The sequence below is a fragment of the Microcoleus sp. Pol12B4 genome (assembly GCF_036701385.1).
Taxonomy (GTDB): Bacteria; Cyanobacteriota; Cyanobacteriia; order Cyanobacteriales; family Microcoleaceae; genus Microcoleus.
In genome coordinates, this window is the sequence record NZ_JAUBQR010000021.1 from 23,235 (window position 1) to 47,958 (window position 24,724).

Consider the following 24,724-nt stretch of genomic DNA (forward strand, 5'->3'; position numbering starts at 1 on the left):
CTACAAAGCCACAAGGCATTTGAGCATCTCACAATAGAAAGGAGCATTTTTATGAACAGACTAACTGCATTTGTGAAAAAAATTCGAGCTGTACAAATTTTAACAGTGTTTCTGGCTGGCATTTTAGTATTAGTGAGTACGGCCTGCAGCAACGGCCCTGAGATGATGGCAGGAAAAACTGATGTGATGACAGGAAAAGGAAAAACTGCCGACCAAATTAGAGAAGAAGTGCCTTCAGGGGCTGTAACGTCCGAATTCAAAGGCGGCATGAACGACTACCCCGATGTCGATCCCAGAAACAAAAAGATGACAACAACAGAAGCAAAAGCTGAGCTTCTCAAAGAGCAAGCGCAGCACCGCATCGATACCAAATCTAGCAACAATGTAGGCGAAAATGTGCGGCGGGTAGCGGATGACGCGCCTGACAAACTCGGCCAAGCTGGTGAAAAGGTGAAGGAGGATGCTCGCACAGCCCAGCGCAAAGCTGATGACTTTGGCGACAAAACCAAACAAGGCTTTGCTAATCTTAAAGAAAACACTCGCGAAGGCTTGAAGGGAGCAAAAGATATTGTTAAAGAAGCCACGCAGGGAGCAAAAGAAAGAGCAGCAGAGGGTACAGAGTCTCTGAGATATGGTACCAGCGGTGGCCAAGAAAATATCAATGATGCAGCACGAGATGCAAGATAAAACGCTCAAGATGCCTCAGACAATATTTGCTAGAAAGTGAATCTAGATATTGACTGAACTCCACGAACGGCAGAAAGAGCGACAGACGACTAATCTCAAATAACGCTGTTTCCTTTTGTGGAAGCTACATTCCGACAGGGGTTAAAACCCCTGTCGGAATGTAGGTAAAGTCAATGGATTTTAGATTTTAGATTTTAGATTTTAGATTTTAGATTTTAGCATTGACCCCACGGAGAAATTCGGGGGGCAAGTTTCATCGGATACAGGTTTTTGATTTCTGGACGGATGAATCCGGGCGCTTGCATCCTTGATGTTTTCGGTCATGTGAAGACTACTGAGTATTAATATTTGATTTGGTTTTAACCCCTGGGAGGGCTATTAGGCCGGAAGTAGAGTGGAGGAGGGTTTCACCACAATGCAACGGCCCTGTCATTTTCTAGAGGGGACTGGAATGCCACTTTTTTCACCACAGATTCTTTATAATTTCTATACATTATATTTAGATTTTTTAAGGTAATAACTTTTTGACACGCTTCGCGGAAATTTGGGCGATCGAGCTATATTAAATTTAATTAATTAGCAACTGTATTTTTTAAGACATAATACGGCAGTGTTTTTACGGTATTTCGCGTTCATTTAATCGCATTTGAGATTAACAACAGAAACTTATACGTAAGTAAAAAGCTTTAATCGCGATCGGCAACGTATAAAATGTTGTTTTTTAACAGATAATGGGATTTTTTGATCTACATCTCGAAAATTATGCTGTTTATGCCCTAAGATATATAGACTAAGTTTTGTCAAGTTAATGTCTGGGTTGAGGTCAGCCGATATGGACAAAATAATAAATGCAGTAGATTTGAATACGGTAATACCGGGCTATCGCGCGATCGCTCAATCGTACACAGATTCTCGATCGGCGATCGATAGGTTCATGCGCGGCAAAGACCGACAACCTGCCGCGGAAATTCTCAAACCTGCGCCATTGTCGCGGAGGATTTGCGGGAGGCAGTTCTGCCACAATCCCAAAAAGTTGCATTAGCTACCGTTAATTGCATCGGTAGAAATAGTCCTCAACCGAACAGACATTCTCGACGAACTCGAACGCAGACCGATTATTTACAAATACATTAAACCTTCCAATCTTTCAATTGATTTTACCTGTTACCTGCTAGATGGAGGAGTATAAATTTTAGCAAAAAGAGGCCACGGATTCGGGATATATTCGAGCCGTAATCCGCAGCCTATCGACAGGCGAAATCGAGGCAAACCTTATCTTGGGAATTGTGTTTTGATGCTAGTAACGATGATGCACGACTTTTATGATGCACTGGCACATTTGGCAATCTATGCAGATGCCGCACCGGCGGAGCGCCAACAAATCCTGAAGCGCGTTGGGGCTAGTCAGAAAAAACTCAAAGAATTCGCGCACCATACGCCGATCAATTACCAACACAAGTTCGATCTGGTTGAGGCAGAATTGCTGGGTGTTTTGGGACAGGCAGCAGAAGCCATGGAGCTTTATGATCGAGCTATTACAGGAGCTAAAGCTAACGAATATGTCAATGAAGAAGCTCTTGCTTGCGAACTCGCTGCTAAGTTTTACCTGTCATTAGGAAGGGAAAAAATTGCCAGACTCTACATGATAGATGCCTATGATTGCTATGTCCGTTGGGGAGATAGATCCAAAATAGATGACTTAGAAAAACGTTATCCTCAATTATTAAAACCGATTTTAGAACCCGCAAAACTCCCTGAACATCCATTAACAAATTTTCCAACACCTGCTGGGCAAAATCAATCGCTTCATCAATCCATTCATCCATCCATTCATCCGTCTGTTTCGGCGAGCGTCTCAGATTTCGGAAACTTTTCAACAGTGCTCAAAGCTTGTCAAGCGCTCTCTAGTGAAAGAGAACTCGATCGACTAATTGCCAAACTGATGAAACTGGGAATGAAAAATACAGGAGCTGACAAAGGAGCACTGATTTTGTCAAACGGCAATCAATGGGAAATCGCGGCTACCAGCTCGCTCGACAATTCGGGACTCGAGTGGGCGATCGACTTATCATCGGCAACACTCAATGAAAATAGCGATATCTTGCCCCTCAAAATTGTTGACTGCGTTAAAAATTTATTGAAACCTGTGATTGTTCGGGAGCTCGCTCAACAACGTGATTGGGATTCCGACTCCTACATCCTCAAATACCAACCGCAGAGCCTGTTGTGTTGGCCGATTCTCGATCGAGGCAACTTAGTTGGCATTTTGTATCTGGAAAATCGCTTAACCGCAAAAGTTTTTACCCGCGATCGCCTGCAACTTCTCAATCTCCTGTGTTCCCAGGCCGCCATCTGTTTGCAAAATGCTCTGCTATATAAAAAATATCAGGATTACAACCAACAATTAGAGCGATCGCTAGTACAAATTAGCAGAACCGAAGCTCAGCTTGCCGATCAGAAAAAAATGCTCCAAGCGATTCTTGATGTCGCTCCGATTTGGATTTGGATGGTTAATCCCAGTGGTAAAGTACAGTTTTTGAACAAAACCTTTTCTCAAAATGTGGGCGTGCCTGTGAGCGCTTTCCTTGCTGTCGAGCATTACAAAGATATACTGGGAGAGGATGCAGCCGGGTGTCTGGTTTCAGATGCCGCCTGCCTTGCCCAAGATTTGCCGCATTACTCCAGCGAATCTCTCAGATTTGTTGATGGTAAACTACACTATTTAGAAGTCACGAAAGTGCAGCTAAAAAATTGCCAAGGTGAGACGATCGGGATTATTGGTTTGGGTGTTGATGGCACCGATCGCAAGCGAGCAGCGGAACTTTTGCAAGAGCAAAACCAACAGCTAGAACAAACTTTAAAAGATTTACAGCAAGCGCAACTGCAACTCGTGCAAAACGAAAAAATGTCGGCTTTGGGCAATTTAGTCGCCGGAGTCGCCCACGAAATCAACAATCCGATTGGGTTTATTTCTGGGAATTTAAGCGAAGGTAAAAGAAGTTTAGAAGATGTTATAGGACACTTAGAATTGTATCGCTCCGCTGCATCGCAATCGGAAATAGCAGACCACGCCGAAGAGATAGACCTCGATTATCTTTTGGAAGATTTACCGAAGATGATTGATTCAATGCAACTTGGGTGCGAGCGCATTTGCAGCATCAGCAACAGTTTGCGTACCTTCTCCCGAGGCGACAAAGACTACAAAGTTCCTTTTAATATTCACGAAGGCATTGATAGCGCTGTTTTAATTTTGAAACACCGCCTCAAAGCAAACGAACACCGCCCGCAGATCGAAGTGATAACTAAATACGGCAATCTCCCTAAAATCGAATGTTTTCCCGGTCAATTAAATCAAGTTTTCATGAACCTGCTCGCCAATGCGATTGATGCCTTAGAAGAGTCAAATTTAGGACGCAGTTTTAGTGAAGTTGTCGCAAATCCAAACCGTATCACGATTGGCACTGATGTACTGGACAAAGGACATATAAAAATTAAAATTGCTGATAACGGTATCGGGATGAAAGAGGAAGTTAAACAGCAGATATTCGACCATTTGTTCACGACGAAAGGTGTCGGCAAAGGAACTGGATTGGGGTTGGCAATTGTCCATCAGATTGCGGTAGAAAAACATGGCGGCAGCATCGAGGTGAATGGCGAGCCTGGAGTTGGCACTGAGTTTGCGATCGTTTTGCCTGTGAAGGGATAAATTTGAATTAAAATTTAATGTTTTTTGGGCGATCGGGTAATTAAGATATACTGACTTTGATTGGGGTCTTTTTTTGAAAGCCTTGGCATAACGATTTTAAAGTAGGATCATTTTTTTGATCAAGCAGTCTGGTTTACAAGCTGTTGCTACTGTACTTAATGAACCTGGAATATGCTGTATTTTAGACACCCTATAAGTGAGCGCGTCACCCATTTTTATTTGGGAGGTGTTTATTATACAAAAAATTTAATCACGAAGGCTTCGCCCTACAAAAATTTATCTTAAATTTAACCAATCTTGAATTTCTTGCGCTAACCAAGCCGCCTCAACCTCTTTCAAATTTGTTGCTAAAGTATAAAAGTAAGTTCCCCTCTCGTTACCTGAACGAATCCTGATTTGATTTCCCTGATAAGTATTGTATAGAAAAGCACCCAAGATCTCAGAAACTTCCCCCCTTTGTCCTAAATAACTCCAACCAAATATCTGATGTTCCAGTTTAAAGTAGTTCCGGTTAAAGGTAATTTTAGTACCATTGCCCAAAATCTTAAGTAACATACTTGCTACCAGCGGAAAAAATCCTAATCCCATACTGAAATTTACTTGCAAATATGCTAAGACTATCGGCCAAGATAGCAGTATAGTTAATATTCCTATAAAAGCACCTAAAAAAGGCTTTCTGGCTAAAGTAGACGGAATTTTAATGTTTAACTCCGTTGCTGATTTGCTAACTTGAATGCGACAGTGAGGTGGTTTAGCAATTTTCCAAACAGTCGGAATTTGAAGATTAGCCCCTTGTATTTTTCCCGATTTAGAAGCTGCTAAAGCCTCTCTAGCCTTGCTGAAACGCTTTTCTAAGGCGATTTCCGTCATCTTCTCAATCCAGCTTACCAAAGTGGGATTCACACTCACGCGATCGCTAAACTGAATCCGAGAATCTTTCTGTGGCAAATCCGCCGGAGTCATCCCCGTTAACAAATGAATTAAAGTAGCTCCCAAAGCATACAAATCCGAAGCCGCCACCGCCCGCCCCCAAAACTGTTCTAAGGGTGCATAACCACTCGTTCCTACCACTGTAAACGTTACACCTGTCACCGCCGCTTGAGCTTGTACCGCACCAAAATCTACTAGATAAACGTGCTGATCTTCCCCCCAAATCAAATTACTAGGCTTAATATCTCGGTGCAAAACTGGGGGGCTTAATTCATGCAAATAAATTAAAATTTCCAGCACTTCAGTGGCAATCTTTCGTACTTGTTTTTCTGAAAACTTCTTGCCTTTTTCTAACAATTCCTGAAGTGAAAATCCCGGAATATAATCTTGCACTAAGCCAAACCAAGGCAATCCTGCTCCGGCTTCCCGCTCTAGGGAAAAATAATCTCGATAGCAAGGAATGCGGGGATGATTTAGCGCCTGCAAAACTTGTGCTTCTCTTTCAAAAAGCTTGAGCTCTTCCCAGTGCATTTCCGGGCTAAAAGCTAACATTTTCAGCGTAACCTGTTCTTGAGACTCTAAATCCACTGCTAGCCAAGTTTGATGACCGGCGGCTGTGCGTCCTAAACGCTGTTGCAATTGATAACGTTCTTGTAAAATTTTTCCTGTATCTAACACAGCATTGCCCTCCTGCTTTGAATTCTACAAAATGGCCTTAACTATGAAATTAATGACGGCTCTCCTACCCCGCTCATTTTTACTCATAATTGTTAAATCACACGGTCGAAGATTAACTATTTTGGCGACAGCATTAAATTGCTAATACAAGTAATTAGAGGTGCATTTCTCCATTCGGCATGATTGTACCGCGCAATTGAGCACCCGCTAAATTAGCCGTGCTCAAATCTGCCCTAATCAAAATTGTGCGGTGCAAAATTGCCTCCCGCAAATCTGTTCTAGCCAGGTAAGCATCAGTTAGATCGGCTTCACTCAAATTTGCCTGATTAAAATTAGCTCGACTCAAATCAGCCCTCACCAAATTAGCTCGACTTAAGTCAGCCATAACTAAATTAGCATTGCTCAATTTAACATCAGGAAGAAATGCACCCCGCAAGTTAGCGCCAGCAAATTCAGCATCAAGTAACACAGCTCTTTCCAACTTAGCATTTGTCATTACAGCCCAGGAAAAATTTGTTTCTACCAAAGTTGCTTCAGTCAAAAATACGCCATCTAAAATAGCTTCGCTCAAATTCGCCTGAGTCAGATTTGCTTCCCCCAGTGATGCTTCTGTCAAATTCGCGTGACTGAGATTAGCTTTAGTCAAATCTGCACCTTGCAAATTGACGCCCCGCAAATCTGCACCTTGCAAATTTGCACCCCGCAAATTTGCACCCTCAAAAAGCCGCACCTCCTTCCGCAAATTTGCAGCCCGCAAGCACGCACCGCGCAAATCTGCACCTTGCAAATTCACACCTCGCATATCTGCATCGCTCAAATTTGCATCAATAAAAACTGCCAAAGAGATGTTAGCTTTGCGAAAGTCTGCACCTTGCAAAGTCGCTCCGTGGAAGTCGGCATCGGACAAATTTGCTCCGCTCAAGTTCGCTTGATTTAAGTTAGCACCGCACAGCTTTGCATTAGTTAAATTTGCACGCTGGAGGTTAATTCGGCTTAGATATGACATCGCTAAGTTTGCACCGCAGAGGTCAGCACTGCTTAAATTGACGCCAATTAAATCGGCACCGCTCAGGTATACGCCTCGGAGATTCATACCTTGAAAATCTAGTTCTCCTGATGTATATCGCCTTAAAATTTCGCTGGCATTCATATTGGTTTTTGTTGTTAATTAGGTACAATCTGCTATTTCTAGACTGCTTAAATTTCTGTTCGCGCAGGCGGACTTAGTTTTTGTAGCCCCAGACTTGAGTCTGAGAAATTTGATGAAATTTCTTGAATTTCAGTTGACGCAGGCCGACTTAGTTGGTGTAGCCTCAGACTTGAGACGGGGCATTTAATGAGTTTGATTGACAAATTCTTGAGTCCAAAAAACTGTTTTGCTACCTAACTGTCGCCCGTGAATTTTCACATGAGTAAGATATTTTGATTTTAAAGTACACAGTTTTTTGTGAATGTAGGTAGCTGTCGCCTGTTGGTTTGGTACTTCAGTAGACTCCAGAATTATATGGAGCCAACCATCTTTAAATCCCGCTGTAGCAACAATTCCTTTAGGCTGTAGCAATTGATTAATCAATTGGGCTATCGCCTTGGGTTTGCCTTGCTTTGCCATTTCCAGAAGCTGATACTGATTTGTTTTATGGCTAGAGTTTTCCGGCGGTATTTCTGAAATATCGTCGCTCAGGTTTTCTGGGATTTCCGAAGGATATTTACCGCTTTCTTTTGACTCCAATTCGCTCAAAATCTCCAGCAATTTATCGGTAAACTTCTGAACTTTCCCTACATACCCTCTGAGATTTTTATATTTCCAGTACAAACGCTCCTCTACACTTCCCGTAGAAAATTTTCCGTTCAAAGCAGCTTCTAACTGGGTGAATATATTTTCTATTTGCGCCGTTGCGGAGTTAGCACTTTGACTGACTAATTCTGTCATTTCTTCTTCCAATTCCAACTTGCGTTTGATGGAATCGCTAATATTTATAATAACAGGAGCCGCCGGTTCTAAAATTTCGATAATAGTCGGCATTTCTGCAACTGGGAATGTTTCTACCATTTCCGGTCTGAAATCAGTAGCATAATTATGGCTGGTTTCTGGTTTTTTAAACTGTACATTTTCGGCCGTGTCCGGCACTAAGTAACTCTTTTGGGGGTCATAATGATAGTGAGCTGGAGCAGCTTGAAGGATGTGAGTAATCTCGCCTGGATCAAAATAATCGCTGCGCCTTTCCACCAGCTCGCTCTCTTCATAAACACTGTTGTTTAAATGTGTCTGATCGTAATCTTCACTACCCGAAGATTCGGCTTCATAGGATTCTTCCTGTTGCATTTTTGCATAACAAGGATTCATCGCTTTGATGATTACGCTTGCAGCTTGGTCGTTTTCATCTCTGTTGTCGAGATTGCTAGCAGTTGTGTACAATCGAGATTCGAGTTCGGCTAGGCTGCCACAGACATTAAACAGTTGTCGCAGTAGATTGTCAAGTTCTTGAGTTTTCAGCAGTAGCCAATCGCGATCGCTAAAAGTAAACTCGTGATAAAGAGTAGAAAAAATTAGGATTTTCGCCCTCAGCGGATTTGTTTGCTGCAAAATTTTTTGTCTGACATCAAATAAGTTTCCGGGGTTTCTTGCCCTTTCTTCGCTGCTGGGTACTTCCGAACTAAAGTGCTCTTCAAATGCGGGAGCTTCCTGACCGCCAAAACTAGATATGTTTATTTCTAATTTGGTAAAATCTTCAAATTCATACAGCCTGCTAAGTTGACAGACTATGAGGTCTGCTACTAAAGCATACTCGGTTTTTTTATTAACCTTAGAGACTATATTATTTAAAACTGCTTCAATATCTTCTAACCTGCTGTATTTGGCGCACAGCTCTTCAATTAAAAGTCTTACATCTGCGCTGGCGAGTTGGGCAGGATCGTTTTCCCAGGACTCTTTACAAGCAAAAAATATTATTTTTTTAATGCGCGAAAGATTCACGTCTTGTTCTAATTCGCGAACAACTTCATCTAAAATAGATAAAGCTTTCATAGTTTTCCTCCCATAAAAATACCCTGTCAACACTCAGCAAGAAATAATACAATTATACCACATTTGATAAATGCAAGACTTTGATGCGATCGTCATTGGCAGCGGTATTGGGGGCTTAGTCGCCGGCTCGATGCTAGCTCGCTACGGCAAGCGGGTGCTCGTCTGCGAGAGCCACATCATAGCGGGCGGGGCAGCTCACAGCTTTTCGCGCCGGAGATTTCACTTTGATTCGGGGCCTTCTTTTTATTGCGGTTTGACTGACCCCCGGTCGTTTAATCCTTTGCGGCAAGTTTTTGATGTTTTGGAGGAATCGATCGCAGCAATTCCCTACGATCCGCTGGGGCATTACCATTTTCCAGAGGGAAGTTTGCCGATTTATGCTGATGCGAGAAGTTACTTAGATGCTGTAGCTAAGTTCGCACCGCAAGGTGCTGTAGAATTACAGCAATTTCAACAAAACTTATTAGTTTTGTATGAAGCTTTGCGTGGAATTCCGGCTTTAGCGCTGAGATCCGACTGGCAGTTAATACCTGTTTTGCTGTCTCGGTACTCTCCTGCTTTGCTGAAGCTGTTGCCGCTAGTAGGTGCGATCGCGGGTTCAGCAGGTTCCTTGATGGATCGGGACGTGCGTGACCCTTGGGTGCGACGTTTGATCGATTTGGAGTGCTTTTTGCTGTCGGGTTTGAAAGCGCACGGAACTGTCGCGCCAGAAATAGCTTTTATGATTGGCGAACGATCGCGCTGTGCGATCGAATATCCTGTAGGTGGCAGCGGTGCGATCGTCGATGCTTTAGTCAGAGGTTTGCAGCGCTGGGGAGGAAAATTGCGCCTGGGCTCTCCCGTCGAGCAAATATTAGTTGAATCCGGCAAAACCACCGGCGTTCGCTTGAAAAATGGCGAAGTTATCCGCGCCTCCATTGTCATTTCAAATGCCACCGTCTGGGATACTTATACAAAATTACTGCGCCCTGAAGATTTGCCGGAAAGCTACCGAAAAAGCGCTTTGTCGATGCCCGCAGTAGACAGTTTTATGCACCTCCATTTAGGAATTAAAGCCGAAGGACTCAAAGGTTTGACCGGCCACCACGTCGTCGTTCACGATAGCAAGATTGACATTACAGTACCCGGAAATACTTGCATGATTTCGATTCCTACAGTGTGGGATGCAACTCTCGCGCCGCCCGGACATCACGCCATTCACGCTTATACATTGGAACCTTACGAAGGTTGGAAATATGGCGAATTGTATCAGCAGAAAAAGCAAGAGCGATCGCAATCTCTGTTTCAAGCTTTAGAAAAAATTATACCGGATTTGCGATCGCGGATAGTCTTAGAGTCGATCGGCACACCGCTAACCCACGCCCGATTTTTGCGCCGATATCAAGGAACTTACGGGCCTGCAATTGCCGCCGGAAAAGGCACATTTCCTGGGCCGCAAACACCAGTCAAAGGCTTGTATCGGGTGGGAGACAGCACCATGCCAGGAATTGGCGTCCCCGCCGTCGCAGCATCGGGTATTTTGTGCGCGAATACTTTGGTAAATTCGGATGTTACAGCACAATTTTTGTAAGGGAAGGAAGTTCGGCAACGGATTATGTAACGGATGTAACGGATGTTAGGAAGAAGGAAGAAGGAAGAAGGAAGAAGGAAGAAGGAAGAAGGAAGAAGGGAGAAGGAAGAAGGAAGAAGGAAAATTAACTGGTTCCCTGCCTCTGGCTGGGAACCGAGATCCAGAGGCTCTGCCTCGCTTGCAAAAAACAGGAGGCAGAGCAATAGTGAAATGCGTTCCCAGCCAGAGCCAGGAAACGAGGAAAACGAGGAAAAAACTACTTTTTACAAAATCTGCCTGCTGCCAAAACTGATTATCCACCAGCGGCAAAAGCGCCCATAATTGCGATCGACAAAGCCAAACCTGGCAACAGCAGCAATCCTAACATCAAAGCATCGTGTCCGCTCATCACTTTCTCCTGATATTTACCTTTGACATTATACTCTATAAACCGCCATCTTGCCTCGACCTTAATAATTAATTAAAACCGACATATAGATTCAGGATTGACAGGGCAAATTTTATTAACAATGGGATTCCCGCGCAAGTCCAGCGTAGTTAACTTTTGCAAAGATTGCAGGGAACTGATCTCAGAGATTTGATTGTTGTACAAGTCAAGTAAAAATAAGTTATTTAAAGCTTGTAGCGCGCTGCTATCCGAAATCGGATTGTTGAACAGATAAAGTTCAGTCAAATTAGTTAACGATCTCAGCGGACTGATGTCTGATATTTGATTGTTACCGAGGTTGAGTTCAATTAAATTAGTTAGCGATTTCAAAGGACTAATATCTGATATCTTATTTTGGAATAAAACCAATTTGTTTAAGTTAGTTAGAGATCCCAACGGAGTAAGGTCAGATATTTCATTTCCGAATAGAAACAGCGTAGTCAGATTTTTTAAGGAAGCCAGCGGGGTGATATCCGATATTTTATTATTATAAAGGTAGAGTGTCTGGAGTTCAGTTAAATTTGCCAGAGGCGCGAGTTCGGAAACTTGATTATTGTAGAGAATTAGCGCATTTAAGTTAGTTAAATTTTTCACCGGAGTGATGTCGGAAATTTTGTTGTCAAACAAGACAAGTGCGCTAAGATTAGTTAGAGCTTCTAGGGGACGGATGTCTGAGATTTGATTGGTATCTAGAACGAGTCTACTCAGATTTGTTAAACATGAAAGCGGACTGATATCTGATATTTGATTGACATCCATAATCAAAGTTTTCAGATTGGTTAAAGATTGCAGGGGAGCGATGTCAGATATTTGATTACTGCCGAGGATGAGATTAGTAATTTGAGTGAAAGATGAGAGGGGATTGATATCGGTAATTTGAAGATTTTTGAGGTTAAGTTCTGTTGTATTAGAAAGCAGCTCGTTGGCTCGATCGCACTCAGCAGTGTCTGATATTTGCAACAGTATTTCTACCGTATGTTTGGCGCTGGTAGAGAGATTTTCTTTGTGCTTGCACCACTCAGAAAAGTTATTATAAGTTGTCATGGGCTGTGCTGCCTTAATCGATTTTAGATGCGAGATTTGAAATTTTAGATAAGTATAGCAATTCTATTTCATTTGTGAATGACATTTTTTTCGGCTTTTGAGAAATTTCGGCAAAAATTGTGTAAAGTAATCTTAACATCCTTAATTGAATTGCATTCGTAGGAGCCAAGAGCCAACTATGACACCAGAACTAATTTTTAATGTCGGTAATCTGTTCGTTGTGCCTTTCTGGGCAATTATGATTTTATTACCAAACTGGGGAATTACCCGAAAAGTGATGAATTCCTTCATTCCGTTTGCGATGCTCGCCGCTTTGTACATATATTTGTTTGGTAGCAGTCTGACTGCGGAAAATGCGGCAGCTTTGTCCAATCCCAAGCTAGCAGATATTGCTAAGTTTCTGGGGGAGGAAACGGCGGCAGCTACAGGATGGATACATTTTTTAGTGATGGACTTGTTTGTCGGGCGCTGGATTTATTGGGAAGGACAGCGGACAGGAGTTTGGACGGTTCATTCTTTGGCTTTGTGTTTTTTTGCGGGACCTATGGGATTGCTTTCTCATATTGTAACTGCTTGGATTACTCAAAAGTTTTTCCCCAGTTCTGAGGCGGCGGAAACTGTTAGTTCATCGGTTTAGGCAGAGGGTTTTTAATACCTTGGATATTAGATCGCATCAGATTGCATCGGAATGATTAAACCGATGATTAAACCGCGAAGGCGCAAAGTACGCGAAGGAAGAGAAAGAAGAAAATGCAGTTCTTCCTTCGCGCTCTTGGCGTCTTCGCGGTTCATTTAATCTTACGACCTAACAGAACTCGATCTAATACAAACGGAGTTAATATTAATCATCCACTCTTGGACGCAGAACCTAATTATATAAGTTGGACATGAAGCACTTTACCGCTAGAAGTTGGGTGGGGGCTGGTTTATAACTACCTCGTATGTGAATTGCAGATAGAGTGAACTCGCCCGTACAGAATTTTAAGAATTGGCTATGGGCAGGACTAAACGAGCCACAATTAAATTGTTTTCTAACATTTCTATAGAAAAGTTTCCCCCCATTAAGCGTACTGCTCGCTGACAAATTAAAAGATTTTGTACGATCGACCTATTGGAACTAGAAACCGCTAATATATCGGGTTCGGAATCGCCGTTGAAGGCTGCAATTAAGTGTCGATCGCACGCGCCGCTATCGGTCACAGACAATTCTAGCCAATCTTCTCCCAACAACTGAGAGCGAACCTCAATCTTGGCGCCAACAGCAGAGCGCCTGCAAGCCGCCGCCAGCAATTCGCACAGTATCAAATCGAGCTTGATGCTGTCGCCGCGAACGCTCAAAGTCTGGCCGGCCGGCATCGACACAGCAGTCTCTCTGTGTACTTCCAGCAAGACTTTCGACTGTTTGACCAGGGAGGCCGTTCGATCGAGCGATCGCCTCAGCCAAGTGCTCACAGGCACCGCATCTTGTGCGAATTGCAGCCGCCAATGTTCCTGTTTCAGCAGCAAATGAGTTGATCCCAAAGCATTGCCCATTTGCCGCAAAACCTGTTGGTAGCGCAAAATTTTCAGAGCATCCTTTTGTTCCTTCGCCGACTGCAAAATCGACTGACTCAACTCCCCCAACTCCTTCACCCCCGCTCCCACAGTGCGGTAAAACTCCTCAAAACGGCGCTGTTTGTACCAGTTGAGCAACTCCAGATCCAATCGCTGCGACTCCTGGAGCGATTGCACCGCCAAATACCTGCGCCACCAAGCCAACTGAGGGGCCATTGAGCTGAGTAAACTCACCGACAACTCCGACCACTGGCGGCCCGGAGCGTCCGCAGCCACCACAATGCCCGCCGGAGCGTGTTCTGGGGCAGTCCGCAGCGCCACCGTCAGAATCTCGCCAATTCCCGGACTGCGGAGCCACCGCTTCGTCGCCAGTGGGAGTTGGCTCGTGCTCTGTTGCACCACGCTGTTAGCAGCCAGGGTTTGTTGGATCAAAGCATCTGTTTTGACAGGAATCACCGCCTCGGGATTGAGGGCAAATACGGGATTGGCAGCTACCGTCGCCACGATGGAACCTTCCTCGTCACCGGGATTCCAAGTAATTACGGCTACTAAAGGACAGGAAAGTGTCTGGGAAACGTGTTGAGCAAAGTTACGATCGAGCTTTTGTAGCGGCAACTCTGGAAACATCGTCGGTGAAGCAGCAGATATCTCTTGCTCAGATTGCTCATCAGGAGAATGGTGCAAAACCGCCAAACCCGATTTGAGCGAGCGCTCAAATTGCTGATATTTGTCGATTGCCGAACTCTGCTGCCACGAGTGCAGGATCAATCCGAGTTGTTGGCCCACTAGCCGAACTAATTCTTGCTCCGATCGCCTCCAAGTGCGAGTTGCATTGTGTCCGACAACCAGCAAACCCTCGATCGATTTGCCATTGGCGATTTTCGATTTTAGATTGGGGTTTTCTCCCTCTTTCTTTTTCCCCCGAGTGCTCGATGCCAACAGCGATCGCACCCCCGCCTCCCCCAACACTTCCCGCCAAGCGCTCAACCGCCCGTCTTCCTCCCAATTTTCAATAGCCACAGGTTCGCTTTCTTGCAACAGCCCCACGTCAGCCACATCGAGGGCGTTGAGCGGCGACGGCACTGACCTGCGGTTGCGGGGCAGATTTTGGCAGACAATTTCAAAGCGATTTTGTTCTTCGCCGTACAGCAGCAGCAAAAAGTATTCGCATTTGAGCCGCTCGCACAACTGTTCGGCGGTATTTTTCAAAGTCGCCTCCCAGTCAGCATCGCTGTAGATGGCGCGAGCTATTCCCGCAGTTAAATCTCGATCGATCTCAATTTGCTGAATCCTCTCCTCCATCTCCGACACAGGAGCCGTCAGAGCCACTAACTGCGCCACTCCCCGCAGGTAATGCTTTTCATTGTCTTGCCAAATCCGGGGTTCGCCGGCTTCGACTGCCAAAAATCCCAACAATTCCCCTTCTGAAACAATCGGCGCAGCCAAGAGAGAGCGAGCGCGGATTTGCTGCATCAACCGCCCCGTCAGCTCAGTTTTCAGAGAACTTTGAGATTCACCGATCCAAACCATTTCTTCCCTGCCCAAAGCCTGATAAAATTCGCCCAAGTCTTGAACGGTGATGCCCGAAGCCGCTCGGCTCGGCCCGCCCAAACCCGGAGCAACTTCGCGGTTGCTGACTCGGCGCCAAAAATAGCGCCGCTCTCGCTCGAACCAATAAACATTGGTGCGCGTCGGCTCGATAAATTCATGAGTTTGTTCGACCACCGCTTGCAAGTATTGGTCGAGCGATCGCAGTTCCCCCAACTGCGAAATCAGCGCTAAAAGAGACTCATCTGGGTGTTTAACTTGTTGTCGCTGCCAGTCTTTTTCTATTTGGTAAAGAGCAGTTGCCAGCGCTCCAAATACGATCGCCAACTGCGTTTTTTCCCCCGACTTGGGCGATGCTCCCCACACGTCAGTGCCGAGCATAATCACGCCGTAGCAGCGGTCTTTGTAGCGGAGCGGAAACAGAGTCGTGCCTTGAATATTGAAAGTTTGAGCTGCTTTGCGCCATTCTCCGGCTCTACTTTCCGATCGCAAATCCGGGACTCCCACCGGCCGGAGCTGAATCACCACTTGTTCCAGCAAATCCCCCGGACTGAGGGCAAACCGCTGTTTGAGAAAAGACAGGTCGCCGTTAGGAGTTATGCCACCTTTGCCGAATAATCTGTGGGCCTGTCGATCGTACAACCCGATCCAAATCAACCGCCAGTCAAATTCCGTTTCCAAGTAACCGAGTGTGGTCGAAAGTAGCACTTCCACATTCTCCTCTTCTCGGAGAGTCTGGAGAACGCGCTCTAGGGTCGCGATTTGTTCGTCTAAATCCTTTGGTCTTTGCTGCTGCCCCATTTCCAAGCTTCCCCGCACCTTTGTCTAATTTAAAATTACTAACTTAAATATTCAAAAAATTAAAATGCAAAAGAATCAACTTATAATATAATCGTCTCACTTATCCCTCAATCTAAAACAGTGGATAAAGTCGATCGAAGTTGAAGTAAAAACTTCGCCTTCACTGTCTGCTCCTGAATATTTTTATTTCCCTTCTCATTTCTAATTTGTAAATTGCCCCCGTACAAATCATTGGATATTTATCAATCAAGTGTACGCCCGCTGTTGTTTTCCGTATTGAAAACCGATGCCGAGTGGCTGCACAACCGCACTCTCCAAATTCTCGAACTCGCAGCCAGAACCCAGTCAAACCCGGCAACCTGCCAAATGCTCTCCCGATTGCAGAAATCTTTGGGAGTCCAAGATTCTCGCCTCGAACAATCTTTGTGGGGACTGAGCTTTAACAATCCTGTCGGCTTAGCTGCGGGATTTGATAAAAACGGCGTAGCTGCTGACATTTGGGCAAATTTTGGCTTTGGCTTTGCCGAACTTGGCACTGTCACTTGTCAACCACAGCCCGGAAACCCCCAACCTCGGTTGTTTCGCTTGACGGAGGACAGTGCAGCCCTCAACCGCATGGGATTTAACAATCAAGGAGCTGCGGCAATGGCAGCCCGGTTTCAGGCAGCACAGAAACAGTCAAAATTCGATGCCTCGCGCCCTATGCCTCAGTCTCGGTTCCCCTTGGGCATCAATCTCGGTAAATCTAAGGTAACACCGTTAGAGCAAGCGGCAGCCGACTATTTGGAGAGTTTTAAGCTGCTGAAAGATTGGGGCGACTATTTTGTAGTGAACGTTTCCTCTCCGAATACACCTGGGTTGCGATCGCTCCAAGATGCTGCTGGACTCAGCACAATTTTGGAAATTTTGCAACAAGAAAATCAGGGAATCAAGCCAATTTTAGTCAAGATTGCGCCGGATTTAGAGTCGGAGGCGATCGTATCAATCCTCGACTTAGCAAAAACCTACCAACTAGCAGGCATTATCGCCACAAATACCACCATCCGCCGCGATGGATTGAAAACACAAATATTGCGAGAAACAGGCAAACCAATCGCCGAAGAAGCTGGGGGAATTAGCGGGGTTCCAGTGCGGGAGCGATCGACAGAAGTAATCCGATTTATCTGGCAATATACAAAAGGCGAATTACCCATAATTGGAGTTGGCGGCATTTTCACCGCCGAAGATGCTTGGGAAAAAATAGCCGCCGGTGCGAGTTTAATTCAAGTCTACACCGGCTGGGTTTACGAAGGCCCTTGGATGGTGCGCCGGATTCTCCAAGGTTTGCTGCAAAAGTTAGAAGAAAAAGGATTTAATTCGATTTCTCAGGCAGTAGGTTCGGAAAATATTAAGTAGCAGATCCGGACACAACAGTATTGTGTCTTTGGGGCGGATTTATAGCAACCCCTAAAACGGTTGATATAAATAAAAGTTTGATCTTGGGAATTGGGCGAAGCCCAGGGATGAGGCATTGAGTCCCATCCTATTGGGAAATGGGCAAGCCTGTACTATAAAAAGCACAGGCGAGAGATTAGGAATTGAATGTTAAAACTTAAAGATTCATAGCACTCTGGCAGAATACCAGTCTGTATTACCAATAACCAATAATATCAATTCCAGTTACACTCTTTATGATGGGGAGTGGGGAGTGATCCGTGGAGGAATGTGGAATTGTGCGACCTTGACTTGATCGTTCCCATCCAACCGGAAACGATATAACCAATAACCCAAAAATTTACTTGCGTTTAGAAAGTCCTGCCAGTGACCAAGTTAGACTCACCATCATTAAGCGTGCTAGAGCCTTCAAACCATCTTCACCGTGATTTTCAAATGCTTGAGAGTCGGTTTGAGAATTATCATTTTCTGGCAAGTCTTGAGTGGGTGCTGGTTGTTTCAAGTCCGCTTTGTCACAAGATACCTCAAGACTGACTTGTGACTTATGATTTTCTTTTTCTCTCATTTTATGAGTCACCTCCTTGAGTTATTGCATACATAACCCATACTACAAATATAAATTGTTTGTTTCCGGCATTTGGCGATCGAAGTTTGATTAAGTGACGATCGTAATCAGCAAGTGAAGTGATACCCATCACTTAATTGTTATTTTTACTTACTAGCGATGTTTTCACAAATCTGCTACAGTTAATACCTAACAATCACTTTGACGCTCAGTGACATCAAATTGAAACTAAGCCTCGGAAAAGTCAGAATAAACTAAGAAAATAAAGGTGTAGAGCTGATGGGAATTTATCTCGATACTGCAATTGTAGCAGAAGCAAAAGAAGCGAGCAAGTTCGGCTGGCTTTCGGGTATTACTACTAATCCAACCCTCCTGGGAAAAAGCGATTTATCTCCAGATGTGACGCTCACACAACTGTCGAAACTTATTCCGGGGGAAGTGTATTATCAGCTAATGGCATCTGATGTTGATGGCATGGTAGCAGAAGGAAAAGCGGCTTTTAAATTAATTGGACAGCAAACAGTGTTGAAAGTTCCAGCAACGGCGGCTGGTTTTCAAGCAGTAGCGCATTTGTCACCGGAAATTCCTTGCGCGGTGACGGCAATATACAGCGCATCACAAGCAGTTATCTCAGCAGAAGCGGGGGCCAAATATGCGATCGCCTACGTGAATCGCGCCACCAGACTCCTCGGAGACGGTTTTGCTTTAGTGCGGGATATGGCAAATGTGTTGCAGAGAACTAATACTGAGATTTTGGCAGCTAGCATTAAATCGCCGGAAGAAGCGGTAAAAACTTTATTAGCTGGCGCCCATCATTTGACATTGCCTTTTGACGTTTTGCAAGCAATGACAGTTCACGAACTTTCGCAGCAAACTGTTGATGAATTTGCCAATAACGGGCGGGGAATTAGTTATTAGATTTTGCAATACAGAAAACTTCCTTAATTCTGGGGCAAGTATCATTCGCTCGCTGACTGCATATGAGTTTGGCTATTTTGTCTACTGTTGGTAACATTTGTTGATAAATATGACTTTTATGAAGTCAAGGTTATGAATTTTATGAATTGACTTTGAGAGCTGCTTATTGAATGATGTCAATCAACCGCACGGCATCTCCAAACTTCTACTCTTAATAAATATCAGGGCTTATGACCATTACTCGCATCCCCGTAGACTCAACAGGCATCTCTGACCCAGCAGGCGATGTGCAGGGCAACCGCTACTCGGTCTCATCATCCATCTCCGGCGATGGGCGGTTTGTCGCGTTTACACTTCAACAATCCATCTTCCGAATCGGAGCTCCGAACAATAATACTAACAATAGCGACGACATCTTCGTGCGCGACTTGTTAACTAATACCACCACCCGCGTCTCTGTTGACCCAGCAGGCAATCCGGGGAACGAGATATCCTACGACCCCTCCATCTCTGCTGACGGAAGGTTTGTGGCATTTCAATCTGATGCCACCAACCTCGTGCCGGGGGACACTAACAATAGTGGCGACATCTTCGTCCGCGATTTGTCAACCAACACCACCACCCGCGTCTCAGTTGACTCAGCAGGCAATCAGGGAAACAGCTTGTCCCGGCGCTCCTCCATCTCAGGTGACGGGCGGTTTGTCGCGTTTGCATCTGATGCCACCAACCTTGTGCCGGGAGATACTAACAATAGCACCGACATCTTCGTCCGCGACTTGTCAACTAATACCACAACTCTGGTCTCTGCGAGTTCCAGCGGCGATCGGGGGAACAACGACTCTGAATTACCCTCCATCTCAGCCAACGGCAGGTTTGTGGCATTTCGCTCTTTGGCCACCAACCTCGTGCCTGGGGATACTAACGACAGTCGCGACATTTTCGTGCGCGACTTGTTGACAAATACCATTACCCTCGTCTCTGTGAGTTCCAATGGCGATCGCGCGAACGACTCCTCCTCCCGCTGCTCTATTTCTGCTGACGGGCGGTTTGTGGCGTTTTCATCTGATGCCACCAACCTCGTGCCGGGGGACACTAACTTTAGCGACGACATTTTCGTGCGCGACTTGTCAACCAATACCACCACCCGCGTCTCTGTTGACTCAACAGGCAATCAGGGGAACGAAGACTTCTACACTCCCTTCATCTCTGCTGACGGGCGGTTTGTGACGTTTTCATCTGAGGCATCCAACCTCGTGCCGGGGGACACTAACGATAGCGAGGACATCTTCGTGCGCGACTTGTCAACCAATACCACCACCCGCGTCTCTGTTGACTCAACAGGCAATCAGGGGAATAGCGACTCCGAGTTCCCCTCCATCTCCGCCAACGGGCAGAAAGTGGCGTTTTCATCTTTTGCGGCCAATCTCGTGCCGGGAGATACCAACAACGGCCCAGACCTCTTTATTTCTGACACCGGCAACACTTCAGGCGGCATCAATAACTCTCCAAACCTCATCAACGGCACGAACGGCAACGACAACCTGACCGGCACAAACGGCAGCGATAATATCAACGGTTTTGACGGCGATGACGCACTCACCGGCAGACAAGGCAACGATATCCTTGTCGGCGGCGGCGGCAGCGACAACCTTTCTGGCGGCAAAGGTTTTGACACGCTCAACGGCGGTTTGGGAAACGATATTCAAGTCGGCGGTTTGGGCAACGATGTATTTGTTTTAGGTGCGGGATTGGGAGTTGATGCAATCTCTGATTTCACCAACTCTCAAGATACCGTGCAATTAATCAATGGCTTGACCTTCGGACAACTATCAATTTCCTCTGGAACTAACGGCACATTAATTAGAGTAGCCAGCAGCGGTGAAGTTTTAGCTTCTTTGACAGGCGTTGCTCCGAACCTCATCGGCTCTGAAGATTTCATCTCTGTTTAGAGATAGACCGATTCTCATCGGAAGTAGTTACTTTGTCGCACAGAATCTCCAAACTTGTACTCTTAATAAATGTGAGGACTTATGACTATTACTCGCGTCTCAGTTGACTCAGCAGGCAATCAGGCGAACGGCCGCTCCGACGATTTCTCCATCTCCGGTGACGGGAGGTTTGTGGCGTTTTCATCTTTTGCCGACAATCTCGTGCCGGGAGACACTAACAATAGTCGCGACATCTTCGTTCGCGACTTGTCAACCAATACCACCACCCTGGTCTCTGCGAGTTCCAGTGGCGATCGGGGGAACGGTGAATCCGATTTCTACTTCTCCATCTCCACTGATGGGCGGTTTGTGGCGTTTTCATCTGAGGCATCCAACCTCGTGCCGGGGGACACTAACAATACCGAAGACATCTTCGTGCGCGACTTGTTAACCAATACCACCACCCGCGTCTCTGTAGATTCAGCAGGCAATCAGGGGAACGACTTTTCCTACGCCCCATCTATTTCCGCTGACGGGCGGTTTATCACGTTCTCATCTTTTGCCGACAACCTCGTGCCGGGGGACACTAACGATAGCTTAGACATCTTTGTGCGCGACTTGTCAACCAACACCACCACCCGCATCTCTGTAGATTCAGCAGGCAGTCAGGGGAACGATGCCTCCTACAGCCCCTTCATATCCGGGGACGGGCGGTTTGTGACATTTGTATCTGATGCCAGCAACCTTGTGCTCGGTGACACGAACAATAGCAGCGACATCTTCGTGCGCGACTTGTTAACCAATACCACCACCCTCGTCTCTGTAGATTCAGCAGGCAATCAGGGGAACAACGGCGTTGGCTACGGTGCTTCCTCGATCTTAGCCAACGGGCGGTTTATCGCATTTGAATCTGGTGCCACCAACCTCGTACCGGGGGACACGAACAATAGCAGCGACATCTTCGTGCGTGACTTGTCAACCAATACCACCACCCGCATCTCTGTTGACTCAGCAGGCAATGAGGCGAACAGCTTTTCCTACGCCCCCTCCATCTCCGCCGACGGGCGATTTGTGACGTTTTCATCTGATGCCACCAACCTCGTGCCGGGGGACAGTAACAATGCAGACGACATTTTCGTGCGCGACTTGTCAACCAACACCACCACTCGCGTCTCTGCTTTAGAGGCAGGCAATCAGGGGAACGGGTCTTCCTATAGCTCCTCCATCTCCGCCAACGGGAGGTTTGTAACATTTTTATCTGATTCCTCCAACTTAGTGTCGGGGGATACCAATAGGACCACTGACCTCTTTGTTGCTGACATCGGCAACACTCCAGGCGGCACCAATAACTCTCCAAACGCCATCAACGGCACTCCCGGCAACGACAACCTGACGGGCACAAACGGCAGCGATAATATCAGCGGTTTAGACGGCGATGACGCACTCACCGGCAGACAAGGCAACGATATTCTCAATGGCGGCGACGGCAACGATATTCTCAATGGTGGCAAAGGTTTTGACACCCTCAACGGCGGTTTGGGAAACGATATTCTCGTTGGTGGCGCGGGCAACGATGTATTTGTTTTAGGTGCGGGATTGGGAGTTGATACAATTTCTGATTTCGCCAACTCTCAAGATACTTTTCAATTAATCAATGGCTTGACCTTCGGACAGCTATCAATTTCCCCTGGAACTAACGGCACATTAATTAGAGTAGCCAGCAGCGGTGAAGTTTTAGCTTCTTTGACAGGCGTTGCTCCCAATCTCATCGGCTCTGAAGATTTCATCTCTATCTAAAGATAGATGGTAAACTGATTACTTGTTCAATCACTTTTACTCAGGGAACATGATTAAACTTGGCAAACAATCACTCGCATTAATAGGCACATTTTTTGCAGTTTTGCAACCAGCAGTTACCGCTCATTCACAAGAAAGTACCAGCGAATTCAGTAAACTTCAATCATTATTAGAAGCGAAAAAATGGTACGAAGCAGATCAAGAAACAGTCTCTCTGATCCGCAACAACTCCGCCAATCTGTCTTGTCCGAACCTCCGCGCGATCGATGGGATGTGGATCCAATCGAGCAATGGCAAATATGGATTGACTCCACAGTTAGAGATTTGGCAGAAAGTGGGCGGTTCTAACTGTCGCACTTGCGAAGGTCAAATTCAAGATTTTAGCAAGCAAGTAGGATGGAACATGAGCTCGCAAGTAAGTCCTATACCAGGGGAGTTTCCTGCCCAGTATCCAACTGTTGCTTCATTAAGTTGCCCAAGTTATGTTGACAGCGATAAAAGCATAACTAGGTACAGTCTTTTTGCTGGCGCGCAGATATCAAGCGTGGAGGGTTACAGAATTTAACCTGTTTTATACTTTTGCCAATTGTGGCAAGTAACAGTTTTAGGACGGGCAATGCCCAGACTTCCATGTCGGAGTCGGGATGGGATTTCTCGTCGCCTCGACTCTTCAATCTAAAATCTAAAATAGTAGGACTATGGCATTCGCCAAATCTTAATAGTGCGATCGGGACTGCCGCTCACAAAAGTCTTGCTATCTCTGGCAATAGCAACAGAACTCACAAACTGACTGTGACCAGAAAGAGTGTTTCTTTCTTTTCCCGTCTTCAAATCCCAAACTATAATATCTCCGCCTCCGCTGATCAAAGTGCGGCTGTCCGGGCTAAAGGCGATCGTCCTCACCCAGCCCGAATGCCCTTTAAAAGTGCGGGTGCGCTTCCCGTCTTGCACGTTCGACAAACGGATCGTATTGTCGGTGCTAGCACTAGCCACAATTTTCCCGTTCGGGCTAAAAGCCACAGCAGTAACCGGGCCCCCGTGACCTGTGATAATTCTTCTGACTTCTCCGGTGCTGAGATTCCACAAACGTAGAGTCTTGTCCTCGCTGCCGCTAGCCAGAGTTTTACCGTCCCGGCTCAAAGCGATGGCGTTTACTCCTCCGGCGTGGCCGCTCAAAGTCCGCAACCTGCTGCCGGTTCTGACATTCCACAAGCGAATAGTTTTGTCATCGCTGCCGCTAGCGAGAATTTGACCGTCCCTGCTAAAAGCGATCGCCTTGACGGCGGCTTTGTGAGCGGGAATCGTCCGCATCCGTCGCCCCGTCTTCAAATCCCAGAGAATCACATTCTTGTCGCCGCCGCCGCTGGCCAAAATCGAACTGTCCGGGCTCACCGCCAGCGTGTTGACCGATTTTTTAGAATGCACCGAATTGAGAGTCCGCACCAGGCCTCCCGTCCTCACCTTCCAAATTTTAATCGTCCCAGAGCTTGAGCTCACCAAAGTTTGACCGTCGGGGGACAGGGCGATCGCATTTACACTCCCGACATTATCCAAACTTCTTTGCAAAAACTGAGTGCTAGGTAAAGTAGAAAGCAGCCACACCGGGTTTGCTGGAAACACCCCATAACGCAGCGAACCGTAAATTTGAGACGCGCCAATACTCACCATCAAAACAGCCGTGCCCGCCAGCAACTTCTTTTTCCAATCAAAAACATCTTTCTCGGGCTTGTTCAATCCTGAATTCAGAGGTCTGAGGCGGTTCATGGAACTCTGCTTCTTCGCCCCAGCCTCCCCGGCAGTTGTGCGAATTTTAGTTTGCCCCGTCGTCGGCAACTGAGTAGGCAACTGACTTTCCGCGCCCTCAAGATTAATTTCCTCCAAGCACTGCAAAACCATCTGCGGACTTTGAGGTCGATTGCCTGGAAAAGGCGCCATCAGATAATCGATTACATTAGCCACGGCGTCGGAAACCTGAGGAGCTCCTTTGCGCCACATTAATCTGCCCGTGCGCGGGTTCTCTGGAAACGCAGTCGGTGGCTTTCCAGTCAGCAAATAAACAAAAGTGCGCCCCAGAGCAAAAAAATCTGACTGCGGAACAGCCTTGCCATTAGT

General features: G+C 46.1%; 18 protein-coding genes. 10 read left to right on the forward strand and 8 right to left on the reverse strand.

The window, feature by feature from the left end:
• The first annotated feature begins 51 nt into the window (after positions 1-51).
• The 3 genes from QUA38_RS05125 (at position 52) to QUA38_RS05135 (ending at position 4,393) form a co-directional block, all read left to right on the forward strand.
• The gene (locus tag QUA38_RS05125) at positions 52-687 is read left to right on the forward strand and encodes a DUF6658 family protein (RefSeq protein ID WP_333159781.1); all 636 of its coding nucleotides are present in this window, start codon (positions 52-54) and stop codon (positions 685-687) included.
• A gap of 832 nt (positions 688-1,519) precedes the next feature.
• Positions 1,520-1,729: a hypothetical protein gene (locus QUA38_RS05130; protein WP_333159783.1), complete on the forward strand. Its 210-nt coding sequence runs from the start codon at positions 1,520-1,522 to the stop codon at positions 1,727-1,729.
• Positions 1,730-1,981: 252 nt separating this feature from the next.
• Positions 1,982-4,393, forward strand: a complete 2,412-nt coding sequence (locus tag QUA38_RS05135; protein WP_333159814.1) for an ATP-binding protein — start codon at positions 1,982-1,984, stop codon at positions 4,391-4,393.
• A gap of 276 nt (positions 4,394-4,669) precedes the next feature.
• Here the strand turns inward: QUA38_RS05135 and QUA38_RS05140 are convergent, their stop codons facing one another.
• From QUA38_RS05140 to QUA38_RS05150, 3 genes are all read right to left on the reverse strand, one after another.
• Positions 4,670-6,001 (reverse strand): serine/threonine-protein kinase, encoded by a 1,332-nt coding sequence (locus QUA38_RS05140; RefSeq protein WP_333159785.1) that lies wholly within the window; start codon positions 5,999-6,001, stop codon positions 4,670-4,672.
• A gap of 154 nt (positions 6,002-6,155) precedes the next feature.
• Positions 6,156-7,151, reverse strand: a complete 996-nt coding sequence (locus tag QUA38_RS05145) for a pentapeptide repeat-containing protein (RefSeq protein WP_333159787.1) — start codon at positions 7,149-7,151, stop codon at positions 6,156-6,158.
• Positions 7,152-7,334: 183 nt separating this feature from the next.
• A complete protein-coding gene (locus QUA38_RS05150; RefSeq protein ID WP_333159789.1) occupies positions 7,335-9,026 on the reverse strand; it encodes a hypothetical protein in 1,692 nt (563 codons plus the stop codon).
• A gap of 70 nt (positions 9,027-9,096) precedes the next feature.
• Here QUA38_RS05150 and QUA38_RS05155 point away from each other — a divergent pair, with 70 nt between their 5' ends.
• Positions 9,097-10,596 (forward strand): NAD(P)/FAD-dependent oxidoreductase, encoded by a 1,500-nt coding sequence (locus QUA38_RS05155; protein WP_333159791.1) that lies wholly within the window; start codon positions 9,097-9,099, stop codon positions 10,594-10,596.
• 460 nt (positions 10,597-11,056) lie between these two features.
• Here the strand turns inward: QUA38_RS05155 and QUA38_RS05160 are convergent, their stop codons facing one another.
• A complete protein-coding gene (locus QUA38_RS05160; protein ID WP_333159793.1) occupies positions 11,057-12,067 on the reverse strand; it encodes a leucine-rich repeat domain-containing protein in 1,011 nt (336 codons plus the stop codon).
• A 178-nt stretch (positions 12,068-12,245) separates the two neighbouring features.
• Here QUA38_RS05160 and QUA38_RS05165 point away from each other — a divergent pair, with 178 nt between their 5' ends.
• Positions 12,246-12,704, forward strand: a complete 459-nt coding sequence (locus QUA38_RS05165) for an ABA4-like family protein (protein WP_333159795.1) — start codon at positions 12,246-12,248, stop codon at positions 12,702-12,704.
• A gap of 26 nt (positions 12,705-12,730) precedes the next feature.
• Here the strand turns inward: QUA38_RS05165 and QUA38_RS05170 are convergent, their stop codons facing one another.
• The gene (locus tag QUA38_RS05170; protein ID WP_333159797.1) at positions 12,731-12,859 is read right to left on the reverse strand and encodes a hypothetical protein; all 129 of its coding nucleotides are present in this window, start codon (positions 12,857-12,859) and stop codon (positions 12,731-12,733) included.
• Positions 12,860-13,048: 189 nt separating this feature from the next.
• Positions 13,049-15,970, reverse strand: a complete 2,922-nt coding sequence (locus QUA38_RS05175) for a GAF domain-containing protein (RefSeq protein ID WP_333159799.1) — start codon at positions 15,968-15,970, stop codon at positions 13,049-13,051.
• A 231-nt stretch (positions 15,971-16,201) separates the two neighbouring features.
• On the opposite strand from QUA38_RS05175, the gene QUA38_RS05180 reads away from it, so the two are divergent.
• Complete coding sequence (locus QUA38_RS05180) at positions 16,202-17,365, forward strand: quinone-dependent dihydroorotate dehydrogenase (protein ID WP_333159801.1); 1,164 nt, start codon at positions 16,202-16,204, stop codon at positions 17,363-17,365.
• A 379-nt stretch (positions 17,366-17,744) separates the two neighbouring features.
• On the opposite strand, the gene QUA38_RS05185 is transcribed toward QUA38_RS05180, so the two are convergent.
• Positions 17,745-17,969 (reverse strand): hypothetical protein, encoded by a 225-nt coding sequence (locus tag QUA38_RS05185; RefSeq protein ID WP_333159803.1) that lies wholly within the window; start codon positions 17,967-17,969, stop codon positions 17,745-17,747.
• Positions 17,970-18,248: 279 nt separating this feature from the next.
• Between QUA38_RS05185 and QUA38_RS05190 the strand changes: the two genes are divergently transcribed.
• The 4 genes from QUA38_RS05190 (at position 18,249) to QUA38_RS05205 (ending at position 23,177) form a co-directional block, all read left to right on the forward strand.
• Positions 18,249-18,887 (forward strand): transaldolase family protein, encoded by a 639-nt coding sequence (locus QUA38_RS05190; protein ID WP_333159805.1) that lies wholly within the window; start codon positions 18,249-18,251, stop codon positions 18,885-18,887.
• Between the two features lie 230 nt (positions 18,888-19,117).
• Positions 19,118-20,836 (forward strand): calcium-binding protein, encoded by a 1,719-nt coding sequence (locus QUA38_RS05195; protein WP_333159807.1) that lies wholly within the window; start codon positions 19,118-19,120, stop codon positions 20,834-20,836.
• A gap of 81 nt (positions 20,837-20,917) precedes the next feature.
• Positions 20,918-22,612 (forward strand): calcium-binding protein, encoded by a 1,695-nt coding sequence (locus QUA38_RS05200; RefSeq protein ID WP_333159809.1) that lies wholly within the window; start codon positions 20,918-20,920, stop codon positions 22,610-22,612.
• Positions 22,613-22,661: 49 nt separating this feature from the next.
• Entirely contained in the window at positions 22,662-23,177 is a 516-nt protein-coding gene (locus QUA38_RS05205) for a GUN4 domain-containing protein (protein WP_333159811.1), read from the forward strand.
• Positions 23,178-23,308: 131 nt separating this feature from the next.
• On the opposite strand, the gene QUA38_RS05210 is transcribed toward QUA38_RS05205, so the two are convergent.
• On the reverse strand, positions 23,309-24,724 hold a 1,416-nt coding region (locus QUA38_RS05210; protein ID WP_333159813.1), incomplete at its 5' end, for a WD40 repeat domain-containing serine/threonine-protein kinase.